The organism is Terriglobales bacterium, assembly GCA_035567895.1.
Lineage (GTDB): Bacteria > Acidobacteriota > Terriglobia > Terriglobales > Acidobacteriaceae > Gp1-AA112.
The window spans coordinates 21,372-33,883 of the sequence record DATMPC010000103.1 but is presented as its reverse complement, the minus strand read 5'-3'; the positions used below and the strand labels follow the sequence as shown (position 1 = coordinate 33,883).

Here is a 12,512-nt window from a genome sequence, read left to right as displayed (position 1 = left end):
CCAAGTGCGAGGCCTGGTGATTAGCTGCCAGAACCACGAATTCTTAGGTGCCCCTGCCCACGAGAGACAACGATTCTGTTTGCGACATCCGAGTCCTTGTCATCTGCCAAATTCTTGGCACGGGATGCGTTTCATCCAAGATCGCGGAGCCAGCTCCCTTCCGCTTGTTTCTTGTGTGATCCGACGTTGGAACTCTGAATGCTTCGAGGCAGGGGTAGAAGGAATCTACAGCCTTGGAGCAATGCATGCTGAGACTAATGAGTGTGATCTGTATCTGCTTGTTCACGTTGCCGGCGTTCAGCCAGTCCGCTGAGAAATATCAAGTCGGCACAATCACTGCTGTCAAAGCTCACCAGTCGTCTGGCGACGGAGGTGGCAACGCCAGCTATGACGTTTCCGTAAGAGTGGGCGACACCGTTTACGTAGTCCTATATACGCCACCGTCAGGCGCGACCCCGGTAAAGTATGCCGCGGGACGTAACCTGCTGGTACTGGTTGGTGAGAAGACGATTCGCTATAACGACATCGTAGGTCAGTCGTTGGAAGTTCCGATCGTCAGTCGCAAGTCTGCGGATGTCAGGCAGTCCAAGTAGGTATCAGGGCCCAATCCCATTCTGGTTCACCTGTCAGTTGTCAAATCCTTGGCTTTCACCAACTCAGAAGTTCGAACATGCGGTCTGCTTCCTCGATGACTATCGACGCTATGTCACTGACTTTGGAGTGCGGCTGCCGCATCTCGGACACGGCTCGGATCTGGAACCTCGAATGCTTGGGTGAGTAAGAAGAGTTTGGTAGAGCCCGCTCAACGGATGAACGAATCCCGGCTGGGCCGGTTTGGAGAAAACATGAATCGCACTGCTATTCCGTGGTACCGCACGCCGGATGGAAAGCTTCTTATGCGTCGTTCAGCCATAGCGCTCGTGATCTTGGTGATTTGGTGGAGCGCCCTGGCCTTTGGGCAGAATGCAACCCAAACGACGAATGTGACTAAGTCTGTCAGTATTCGCGCGACCCATCTGCTTGGGTTTGAAGGCGCGTCAAGCAACGCGAACGGGACTTTGTCAGTTCAAGACGATGCTTTGCAGTTTCAGAAAGACGGCAAACCCGCCGTGCAAGTAAAGATAGTCTCTGTCCAGGACATCTTTCTAGGCGAGCAAGACACGCAGGTCGGCGGCACGCCTATGACTCTGGGTAAGGCTGCGGCTCCATTCGGGGGTGGCCGAGTCGTGAGCCTCTTTGCCCACAAGAAGTACGACACCGTTGCCCTTGAATACGTTGACGGCAATGGTGGATTTCATGGAGCGATCTTCCAGGTTAACAAAGGGCAAGGTGAGGTTCTCAGAAGTGAGCTCTTGGCCAAGGGCGCACACGTGAGCCAGACCGATCACGAACCGGCAAAACAAAGCGCTGCGGAGGTGCCACGTGAAAGCAAATAAACAAATCTCATTGTTCGGACTTGCAGTTCTGATTGTGACCATGGCCGGCGCATATTCGTGCCAAATGCATGCTCAAGCCGGGACGGCGAAGTCCTCGACGAAAGGCGACGGTTCGAGTGGCGTGCAATGGAGCGTGCAGGTCGACAAGGTTGACCCTGGCGACGTAAACCTCACACCTTCTTTCCGGATAGCTATCTACGAAAGCCTTCTTGATGAGCTGAGCAAGACAAAGCGATTCAAGCAGGTAGTTCGCGATGGCGATCGTAATGCCAAAGATGTTTCCGACCTGCTGATTCTGAAAACAACCGTGCAGAAGTACACGGCAGGGAGCGAGACTCGGCGTGCTGTGACTACTGTTAGCGGAGCCACGAAGCTAACTGTCCTTAGCCAACTGTGTACGAGAGATGGAAAAGTTGTTTTGGAGCACACAGTCGACGGCAACGTCCGATTCATGGGAAGCAACTTGAAGGCTACCCACAATCTGGCCCGTAACGTGGCCAAGACCATTAAACAATCATCCTTACCAGCGAGCCCGCAGCCGGTTCCAGTACAGAGCAGTCAGGGATCCGATTCCGCGAGCGACGCCCGTTAGGTACTCGAGGCTCTGGATCGACGAGGTAAGGATGGGTCGCTGCTACGAGCGAGAGACCGATAAAGACAGATTCCTGAGTGGTGTGCGTAGTTTCGGGCAAGAAAGGACCGAAAAAAGGAACAGTAACATGGCAATGCGGGGTTCTAAAATCACGCTTTCTCTGATGATCGCTACATTTGTTGCAGTAACAATGTCGGCGCTGGATACAAAGGCAAAGTCTAATCAGGAGAACCAATCAGAACTTACGGCTCCACTCGAGCCGCTGCGATCGGGCATCGCCGAGAGCCAGCTTTTCACCGAGCTGGATGCCCATAACGCGCTTCGAAAGTCAGCGCTGGTTGATTACACAGTCCGTAGAACGTATCAGGTGGTCGATTTAAAAGGGAAGGTGCATGCCGAGGAGGTAGGGCAGATGGAGTTTCGCGCGCCGGACCAGAAGAAGTTTGTTGCGACCTCTGAGGCAGGATCGGGACTCATTCGTCGAATGGCGCTGAACCCACTAATCTCCAGCGAGATCGAAGCAGCCGCCGGGAAGGTGCATCACGATAGTGCCATCTCATCGGCGAACTATTCTCTGGAGCTGCTCGGTGAACAGCAGGTTGGACCTTACCACTGCTTCGTCGCACAGGCAGTTCCAAAGCGGAAAGACAAGTATCTGTTTGAAGGCAAACTGTGGATTGATGTTGACGACTACGCAGTAGTCAGGATCGAAGGGCATCCCGCCAAAAAGCTGTCGTTCTGGATAGAACGAGCCGACTTCGTACGGCAGTACCAGAAGATCGATGGATTCTGGCTTCCCGAAAAGGATCAGACGTTGGTCCAGGTCCGACTCTACGGCAAGAAAATCCTAACCATCGACCACCAGAATTATGTCGTGAATGCGGCCCAGAACAAAGCTGTCCAGAACAGCCTGGCCCAGAACAACACAGTGCAGAACAAAGAGAAACGGGCGGTAGTTCAGGAAGCCCGCGTACGGCCATCTGCTGACGCCAATTAGCGTCCTTCACACTCCGCTTCAGAAGGGAAGACATGCAGTCAGCAAGTTGGCTTTCAGAAGTGCCACAACGGTTATCTGTCTCGACCGATCAGGTGACCGTGACCAATATGCTGCTGGCCACAGATTTCTCGGAATGTTCGGCGCGTGCCCTCGACTTTGCGCTGGGAATCGCCAGCCGCTACGAATCGCAGTTACATCTTTTTCACTGCATTGATCCCACGCCGTACAGGCTCGCGGACCCCGATGTAGTTTGGAAGACCCGCGACGATGCTCAGAGCGAACTTGAAGGGCTAGTGTCGCGCCTTCGCGACCAGAGCCGGGCAAAAAATCTTGAAGTTAAGGTAATGGTCGAGGTCGGAGATCTGAGCGAGATTCTTCCGCAAGCTGTGAAGGATCTCGACCTCGATCTGATCGTTGTTGGTACACACGGACGAACTGGCTGGAGCAAACTAGTTCTGGGATCGGTTGCCGAACTCGCTATAGACCAAGTTTTCTGTCCAGTTCTGAGCGTGGGGCCTTCTTCTAGTCGGACACGGATACAGCAATTCGGACCAGGAAATATCCTGTTGGTAAGCGAGGCCTCCACGCGTTCCCAACTCGCGGAAAAGTATGCCTTTTCCCTTGCGCGCAAATACGGCTCCCGGCTCACCGTAGTTGATGTTCTCGAAAACCGATCGGGGCGTGTTGTCGCGGAAGTATCTCAGATCGAATGCTGTCAAACTGAGCTGAGCGACTCTAGTCCAAATAGGGCACTGACGAGCCTTTCGCAATTGCCAAGCGAGATCGGCACACAGAGCGATCTCATCTTGCAGGTAGCTGATCGCACGGCCGCCGATTTAGTTGTGCTTGCCGTGCCGGAGAGTCACAGATTTACCGAACGTTTTGTGTCTACCAATTCATATCGAGTAGTTTGCGGTGCTCCTTGTCCAGTGTTAACCGTGCGAACTCGATAGCTATGCTCCTGCATACACAGGACGTGAAACACTTGATCGCTAAATGAGTTCCCGACCGATGAAAATTCTCGTGCTCAACTCTGGTTCGAGCAGCCAAAAAGCCTGCCTTTACGAAATTGGCGCGACACTCCCGGAGAGTCCACCCGCTTGCCTCTGGGAGGGTAAAGTCGAGTTTGGCGACGGCACCGCCACTCTTGCGGTGAAGAACTCGCACGGAGTCGTTCAGAAAGAACAAATCCAGGCCTCCTCCCGTGAGCAGGTCGTCAGGCATTTGTTAAACACGTTGAGCGAAGGAAGCGCGCGTGTCCTGACTTCCGTTTCTGGGATCGATGCGGTGGGACACCGCATCGTCCACGGTGGGCCGAACTTCGAGACGCCCGTGACGGTTACGCCCGCGGTGCGTTCAGCAATCGCCGGCGTGTCAGAGCTCGCTCCACTGCATATTCCTCCCGAACTGGAGGGCATGGATATTGTCGAGAGCATTTTAGGATCTGTTCCGCAGGTAGCCGTCTTCGATACAGGATTTCATCGCCACCTGCCGGCAGCGGCGGCAATTTATCCGGGACCGTACGACTGGTTCGAGAGCGGCATTCGCCGCTACGGATTTCACGGCATCAATCATCAGTACTGCGCCGCACGTGCGGCTCAACTGCTAAAAAAGGACCCTAAATCGCTCAAACTTGTTACGTGCCATTTAGGGAACGGGTGCTCTATCACCGCGATTGATGGAGGCCGCAGTGTTGATACCACAATGGGATTCACTCCTTTGGACGGACTGATGATGGGAACGCGCTCGGGCGCGGTGGATCCTGGAATCCTGATCTACCTGATGCGCCAAAGTCACCTCGGTGCCGAGCAGTTCGACCAGGTGCTGAATCAAAAGTCGGGTCTGCTTGGAATCTCAGGCCTCTCCGGCGATATGCGTGAAATCCTGGCTGCCATGCAACGCGGTCACAAGCGAGCGAAGCTGGCATTCGATATTTTTGTGCATCGCTTACGAACGGCTATCGGAGGCATGGCTGCGGTGTTGGGTGGAATGGATGCGCTAGTGTTTACTGCCGGAGTAGGTGAGAACTCCCCAGATGTGCGGGCTGCAGCCTGCAGCACGCTGGGATTTCTCGGTCTCAAACTTGATAACGAATTAAATGCACGGCCAGTACTCGATCAGGAGATCTCAACCACTGACTCCAAGGTCCGAGTTCTAGTCATTCGTGCCGAGGAAGATTGGGCAATTGCGGAGGAATGTTGGAAGCTCACCAATGTCGCGGTGCACGTGGGTACAGCAGGTTAAAGGAACGCCGAAGAGTGAGCTCACAGACTGTGCATCTGTCACCTGCCAGCCTATGGTCACGAATGATTCGCGACGCTATATGCGAGCAACGTGGTTGCCCGCGTTTCCGGAGTTCTAAGTTGGTCTATACAACCAGACATCATCACTCTTGCGCGACAAGATTACGTTGGAACTGTGAATGCTGAGACTAGTTGTAGGCGCTAGCAGCGGCCTTGCGGCACGACGGGCTCGGTCGACGATTCAACTACGATCAACCAGTTTCGTCATACGACTCTGTCGGGAGGAGTTGCGGTGCTTCACAAGTGTGCGAACCCTGCTTGCAGCGCCGAGTTCCGTTACCTGCATCAAGGAAGGCTATTTGAAGTTGAAACGCAATACTTCGAGACTCCTTCGGGCGACGGTCACGGCAAGCCGTGCAACGGCAAAGGACATATCGAGCGGTACTGGTTGTGCGATCAGTGCGTTGTACACATCGCCCTGCGGTTCGACCGACGGAAGGGCTTGCTAGTGGTCTCATCGCTTGGAGACTTCGAAGCAGGAGTGACAGCGGTTATTCCGCAATCAAGTCCGAAGGCTGCGGCCGGAATCGCACGAGTTCTGATCCGGCCATTTACACATAGACGACGGATTTGAATACCCGAAAAGCAACAAGTGAATTCAAGCGTTAGAGGAAAGAGGTAGCATGAGCGAAGTACTTCCAGTGGTGTATATAGCGCGGCACGGCAACACGGCCTGGACTCACACCGGGCAGCATACCGGCCTTACGGATCTGCCCCTGACTCCCGACGGCGAGCGGAACGCTGTGCGGCTCGGAGAACGGCTGAAGGGCATGAAATTTGCCAAAGTGTTTACTAGTCCGTTGCGCCGCGCGTCTCGAACCTGCGAGCTTTCTGGGTTCGGATCCGGAGCCGAAGTCGATCCCGACCTCGTGGAATGGAACTACGGTCAATACGAAGGACTCACCTCCCCCGAAATCCTGGAAAAGCATCCAGACTGGCAATTGTTCCGCGACGGCGCACCAGACGGCGAATCGCCCGAAGAAATCGGCGAGCGCGCCGACCGTGTGGTGCGGCGTGTCCGTAGCGTCGCGGGAGACGTACTGCTCTTTTCCAGCGGACACTTTATTCGGGTGTTGACCGCGCGCTGGCTGGCGCTTGGTCCAGGGTCCGGAGGAAAGTATTTTCTGCTGAATCCGGCGAGCCTGAGCGCCCTCAGTTACGAGCACAATTTGTCCCGGCCCGTGATCCGTCTGTGGAACGACGATCATCACGTGGCGGCATAACTCAACCGAGTAGTTTCCTGATGTGGAACATTATCAATTGCAGGTAAACCGGATTACGAGGATTCCCGAATGAGCACAAAAAGTGTAGTGCGCCCAGACTCCGCGAAAGTTGTCCCGATGACGACGAAGACAGCCAATCTTTCCGAGCTTCTCCAACGTTACGGTTCCAGTTCCATCCCCTTTGTCGGAAAAGAAGACGCGCTCTACGACCGGCACCTGGTTTTTGATCGGGCCATCGACCCGAAGGTAGCGAGCGCCCGCGAACGCTTCGAGGCGTTCTCCCGCTCAGTGCGCGACATCCTGGCGCAGCGCTGGGTGCAGACAAAGACAACCTATGAGCAACAGAATGCTAAACGCATTTACTACCTTTCGCTGGAATTCCTCATTGGACGTTCGCTCGCCAACAACATTACGAACCTATTGCTTGATCCCGCAGTGCAGCAGGCGATCCGAGAGAAAAGCCTTGATTGGCTTGAACTGATCGAGCAGGAACCTGACGCAGGCTTGGGAAACGGAGGCTTAGGCCGCCTGGCGGCGTGCTTCCTCGACTCGATGGCCACCATGCAGCTCCCGGCCACCGGTTACGGTCTACGCTACGAGTACGGCATGTTTCGGCAGTCATTTGAGAATGGCTGGCAGCGAGAGAATCCCGATAATTGGCTGCGCGACGCTGATCCATGGGAAATCTGCCGCGCGCACGAAAAAGTCGAAATCAAACTCAACTGCACCTTCAAGCTGCGCGGTGGATGTTTCGAGGTCATTCCCAACCGGCCATCGAGCCTGTACGGAATACCTTTTGATCGTCCGGTCGTGGGTTACGGAGGGAAGACGATTAACACCCTTCGTCTTTGGGCTGCGGCTGCTCCGGATTCCTTCGACTTTCAGGAATTCGGCACCGGCGACTTCGTCGGCGCGCTGGGCGAGACTCTCGAAGCAGAATCGCTGACTCGCCTGCTATATCCCGACGACTCCACCACTGCGGGACAATCTTTGCGATTCCTGCAAGAGTATTTCCTGGTTGCGTGCTCGTTGGCCGACCTCGTACGTCGCTTTCTGCGCCACAATACAGATTGGGAAAGGCTGCCCGAGAAAGCTGCCATCCAGCTCAACGACACGCATCCTTCGATGGCTGTTGCTGAGTTGATGCGCATCCTGTTGGACGATGCGCGCCTGGGATGGGATCAGGCTTGGGACCTGACTAAGAGAACGCTGGCGTACACCAATCACACCTTGCTGCCAGAGGCCCTCGAGAAATGGCCGGCTGCGTGGTTTGAAGCGCTTCTTCCCCGCCAGTTGGAGATTATTTACGAGGTTAACCGTCGGCTCCTCGATGAAACCCGCGTCCGCTTTCCGGGCGACGAGGGACGCGTCGAACGCATCAGTGTGGTGGAAGAGGGAAGGACGCGCAAAATCCGCATGGCCAACTTGGCGATAGTGGGATCCCACAGCACGAACGGAGTGGCTGCTGTCCACTCGAAACTGCTGCGCACGACCACGGTTAAAGATCTGGCCGAAATGTTTCCTGAACGCTTCAGCAACAAAACCAACGGGGTGACGCCACGACGCTGGCTGCTGGAAGCGAATCCCGCACTGGCGAGTGCCATCACAGATGTACTTGGCGATCGCTGGATCACCGACCTTAGCCGACTCAACGACCTCAAGCCGTTTGCTGATAACCGCAGCTTTCGTGAAGCGTTCCTCAGTTCGAAACGCGAGGCCAAGGCTCAGTTTGCCAATTGGCTCAAATCGACATCGGGACAGATCGTGGACCCGGATACCATCTTCGACTGCCAGGTGAAACGCATCCACGAATACAAGCGGCAACTGCTGAATGCGCTGCGGATCGTCGTTGTTTATAACCGGCTGCGGGAGAATCCCGATGTGGAAATGGTGCCGCGGACATTCTTCTTCGCCGGTAAAGCGGCACCAGCTTACCGCTTGGCGAAGCTCATCATAAAATTCATCAACAACCTCGCGGGCACCATTGACGGCGATCCTCTTGTACGCGGTCGAATCAAAGTTGTTTTTCTGCCTGAGTACAACGTTTCGCTGGCGGAGCGGCTGATTCCAGCCAGCGATGTTTCAAACCAGATCTCGACCGCGGGCTATGAAGCCAGCGGCACCAGCAACATGAAGTTTATGATGAACGGAGCGCTCACAGTCGGAACGCGCGACGGCGCCACCATCGAGATGGCCGAGGAAGCCGGGGAGGAGAACATGTTTCTGTTCGGCCTCACGGTAGATCAGGTTGAAAAGAGCCGTGGCTGGTATAACCCGAATTGGCACTACGAACACGAGCCGGAGACACGCGCAGCTCTCGACCTCATCTTCTCTGATTACTTCAGCCGTTACGAACCGGGAACATTTGCTCCGCTGCGCGACACTCTCCTAACCAACGGAGATCACTACATGCACCTCGCCGATCTCACCTCTTACTGTCAGGCGCAAGACCGGCTCGGCGAGCTCTATGGCAATCCCGACGAGTGGGCGCGGAAGGCTATCCTGAACGTGGCAAGTTCGGGAAAATTCTCGAGCGACCGCACGATCGCCGAATATGCAGCAGATATCTGGAAGGTGGAACAATGCCCCATACCCTAGAAACGCAGCCGACAGTAAACGCGCCAACACTCTCACCCCTAGCCGGCAAACCGGCCCCCAGGGAGATGCTGATCGACGTCGCTCGCCTGGAGAAAGAGTACTTCGAGCGCCGACCCGACGCCAGCGATCCTAACCAGCTCGTCGCTTTCGGCACCAGCGGACATCGCGGCTCGCCACTGCACGGCACATTCACCGAAGCCCACATCCTGGCGATTACGCAGGCGATCTGCGAGTACCGCCGAGAGCAGGGAACAGACGGTCCTCTTTATATGGGAAAGGATACCCACGCGCTCTCAGGCCCGGCACAGCGTACGGCACTCGAGGTTCTCGCCGCGAACAACGTCGAGACGATCATCCAGCAGGATGATGGTGTAACTCCGACTCCTGTCATCTCGCGAGCGATTCTCGTGTACAACCGCGATCGTAAGGACCACTTTGCGGACGGCATCGTGATCACGCCCTCACACAATCCACCCGAAGATGGAGGCTTCAAGTACAACCCACCCAACGGCGGCCCGGCCGATACCGACGTCACAGGTTGGGTCCAGGATCGAGCGAACGAATTGTTGCGCGCAGGAAATGCGGAGGTAAAGCGCATTCCGTTCAGCAGAGCCATCCGAGCCGCTAGCACGCACCAGGAAGACTTTGTCATGCCCTACGTTCGCGATCTCAAGAACGTCGTGGATATCGACGCCATTCGCGATGCCCGCCTCAAACTTGGCGTGGACCCCCTGGGAGGAGCGGCAAGACCGTATTGGGAACCAATCAATTCGATTTACGGACTGGAAGTCACCGTTGTCAATCCGACCATTGACCCAACCTTCTCGTTCATGACCGTGGACCACGATGGCAAAATCCGCATGGATTGTTCCAGTCCGTACGCTATGGCCCGGCTCGTAGGGCTGAAAGATCAGTACCAGGTTGCCTTCGCCAACGATCCCGATTCGGACCGGCACGGGATTGTCACTCCCAGCGCGGGCTTGATGAACCCGAACCATTACCTCGCGGTGGCGATCCAATACTTGCTCACACACCGACCGCGGTGGCGTCCGGAATCCGCTGTAGGAAAGACGCTGGTAAGCAGCAGCATGATTGACAGGGTTGTCAAAAGGCTCGGCCGTGAGCTGCGCGAAGTGCCGGTAGGATTCAAGTGGTTCGTTTCGGGACTCGTAGATGGCTCCTACTGTTTCGGAGGAGAAGAGAGCGCCGGAGCAAGTTTTCTTCGCCTCGATGGAACCGTGTGGACCACCGACAAAGATGGACCCATCATGGACCTTCTGGCCGCAGAGATCACCGCCCGCACGGATAAGGATCCCGGGGAGCACTACCGGGAACTGACAGCAGAGTTCGGCACGCCGTACTACACACGCATCGACGCGCAGGCCACGCCAGAACAAAAAGCAAAATTGCAGAAGCTCTCACCCGATGCAGTCAAGGAATCGGAGTTGGCCGGCGAGCCAATCACCGGCAAGCTGACCAAGGCGCCGGGCAATCAAGCTCCGATTGGCGGGCTGAAAGTCGTCGCAAAAAGCGGCTGGTTTGCGGCCCGCCCCTCCGGCACCGAGAACATCTACAAGATTTACGCGGAGAGCTTCAAGAGCGAGTCGCATCTGAATGCGATCGTGAGCGAAGCGGAGGAAATGGTGAACAGCGCGCTGGAGTCCGGAGCATAGCAATGAGCAGCAACGGCCTGCCCGTGAATGTTCCTCCATTTCCACGCGACTACCGGGCTTCCGGTTTGTTGTTACACGTCACGTCTCTGCCGTCCCAATATGGCATTGGCGATCTGGGATCGTCGGCGTTCTCCTGGGTGGATCGTCTTCATTATGCGGGCCAGAGATGGTGGCAGGCTCTGCCGCTCGGACCGACCGGTTATGGGAATTCTCCATATCAGTCGATGTCATCGTTTGCCGGAAACGCCATGATGATCAGCCCTGGCTGCCTGATTCTGGAGGGGTTGCTCAAGGCGGCGGATTGCGAGTGTAACTTTGCTGCGGATGTGGTGGACTACGACGCCGTAATCCCATTTAAGAACAAACTCCTCGAAAAAGCATGGACAAACTTCCAGACCGGAGAGCGCAAGGATCTACGTCCCGCATACGATGAGTTCTGCGCTCAACATGAGCATTGGCTGGAAGACTACGCGCTATTTCGGGCGCTGAAAGCCAAATATCACGGCGCTTATTATCTCGAATGGCCGGAAGAGCTGGTTCAGCGCAGTCCGGACGCTCTTGCCACCGTGCGGCGGGAGCTGGCAACTCAAATCGATCAAGTTCGCTTTGCACAATTTCTGCTGTTCCGCCAGGGCGATGAACTCAAGGAACACGCGCACTCCAAAGGCGTGAGCCTGATCGGTGATCTACCTTTCTTTGTCTCGCCAGATTCCAGTGATGTTTGGGCGGACCCGGAGTTGTTTCTGCTCGACGAGCAGCGCCGGCCACGCTTCGTCGCCGGTGTCCCTCCCGACTATTTCAGCGTGCAGGGACAGTTGTGGGGCAATCCCGTTTACAACTGGGATGCCCTTCGTGCAACCGGTTATCGATGGTGGATAGACCGGCTGCGCGCCCTGCTCGCTCACGTGGATGTAGTTCGCCTGGATCATTTCCGCGGATTCGCGGCCGCGTGGCACGTTCCAGCCGGAGCATCAACGGCTCAGTCCGGGAAATGGGTAGAGGGTCCGGGCGCTCACCTGTTTGAAGCAGTGCGTAAGGAGCTGGGCCGCCTGCCGTTCATCGCCGAAGATCTGGGTGTCATTACTCCGGACGTTCAAGTACTGCGCGACCAATTTCAAGTGCCGGGAACGCGAGTTCTGCAGTTCGCCTTCGACGGCCATGCAGATAATCCCTATCTTCCCCACAATTTTGTACCCAACACCGTCGCGTACACCGGCACCCATGACAATGCCCCTACGCGAGAATGGTACGAAGAATCGCCCGATTACCAACGGCAGAACTTTTGGAGTTACCTCAAACGCGCACCAGGCGCGAGCGCCGAGGCGGCTCCGGCGCTGATGCATCTCACGTGGTCGTCGATTGCGGCGCTGGCGATTGCTCCGTTGCAGGATCTCCTAAACCTCGGAGCAGAAACTCGGATGAATGTACCCGGCCGCGCGAGGGGGAATTGGCGTTGGCGCTGCCCGGAAGGGATGTTGTCTCTTCCAGCTTTTCAATGGCTGCAGGAACTGACATCAAGTTCAAAGCGCTTGGGGCCCCAAAACGACTGGTCAGCAGATGGTTCCGAACGTGGCGCTCCCACACGAGCAGTGCCCCTGCAGATCTAAAATCGTGCACCCCGAGGCTTAAGATTTTCACGGGCGCCTAAGCGTCGAGGATGCCCCGGTGATTTAGTCAGAAACCTCCGGCA

General features: G+C 56.0%; 11 protein-coding genes. All 11 read left to right on the top strand.

Annotated elements, in window-relative coordinates; genetic code table 11:
* Positions 1 to 245: 245 nt before the first annotated feature.
* The 11 genes from VNX88_21610 (at position 246) to malQ (ending at position 12,429) form a co-directional block, all read left to right on the top strand.
* Complete coding sequence (locus VNX88_21610) at positions 246 to 593, top strand: hypothetical protein (GenBank protein ID HWY71278.1); 348 nt, start codon at positions 246 to 248, stop codon at positions 591 to 593.
* A gap of 252 nt (positions 594 to 845) precedes the next feature.
* Positions 846 to 1,436, top strand: coding sequence for a hypothetical protein (locus VNX88_21605; GenBank protein ID HWY71277.1), 591 nt, complete (start codon positions 846 to 848; stop codon positions 1,434 to 1,436).
* Entirely contained in the window at positions 1,423 to 2,028 is a 606-nt protein-coding gene (locus VNX88_21600; GenBank protein HWY71276.1) for a hypothetical protein, read from the top strand. The genes VNX88_21605 and VNX88_21600 overlap by 14 nt, the downstream gene beginning before the upstream one ends.
* 127 nt (positions 2,029 to 2,155) lie before the next feature.
* Positions 2,156 to 3,025, top strand: a complete 870-nt coding sequence (locus VNX88_21595) for a hypothetical protein (protein ID HWY71275.1) — start codon at positions 2,156 to 2,158, stop codon at positions 3,023 to 3,025.
* Positions 3,026 to 3,057: 32 nt separating this feature from the next.
* The gene (locus tag VNX88_21590; GenBank protein ID HWY71274.1) at positions 3,058 to 3,978 is read left to right on the top strand and encodes a universal stress protein; all 921 of its coding nucleotides are present in this window, start codon (positions 3,058 to 3,060) and stop codon (positions 3,976 to 3,978) included.
* Between the two features lie 58 nt (positions 3,979 to 4,036).
* Positions 4,037 to 5,269 carry an acetate kinase gene (locus VNX88_21585; GenBank protein HWY71273.1) on the top strand — a complete coding sequence of 411 codons (1,233 nt, stop codon included), beginning with the start codon at positions 4,037 to 4,039 and terminating at the stop codon, positions 5,267 to 5,269.
* Between the two features lie 291 nt (positions 5,270 to 5,560).
* Positions 5,561 to 5,902, top strand: coding sequence for a hypothetical protein (locus tag VNX88_21580; protein ID HWY71272.1), 342 nt, complete (start codon positions 5,561 to 5,563; stop codon positions 5,900 to 5,902).
* A gap of 49 nt (positions 5,903 to 5,951) precedes the next feature.
* Positions 5,952 to 6,551: a histidine phosphatase family protein gene (locus tag VNX88_21575; GenBank protein ID HWY71271.1), complete on the top strand. Its 600-nt coding sequence runs from the start codon at positions 5,952 to 5,954 to the stop codon at positions 6,549 to 6,551.
* A gap of 69 nt (positions 6,552 to 6,620) precedes the next feature.
* Entirely contained in the window at positions 6,621 to 9,149 is a 2,529-nt protein-coding gene (locus VNX88_21570; protein HWY71270.1) for a glycogen/starch/alpha-glucan phosphorylase, read from the top strand.
* Positions 9,134 to 10,822: a phosphoglucomutase (alpha-D-glucose-1,6-bisphosphate-dependent) gene (gene pgm / locus VNX88_21565; GenBank protein HWY71269.1), complete on the top strand. Its 1,689-nt coding sequence runs from the start codon at positions 9,134 to 9,136 to the stop codon at positions 10,820 to 10,822. Before VNX88_21570 ends, pgm begins: the two co-directional genes overlap by 16 nt.
* Positions 10,823 to 10,824: 2 nt before the next feature.
* A complete protein-coding gene (gene malQ, locus VNX88_21560; GenBank protein ID HWY71268.1) occupies positions 10,825 to 12,429 on the top strand; it encodes a 4-alpha-glucanotransferase in 1,605 nt (534 codons plus the stop codon).
* Positions 12,430 to 12,512: the final 83 nt, after the last annotated feature.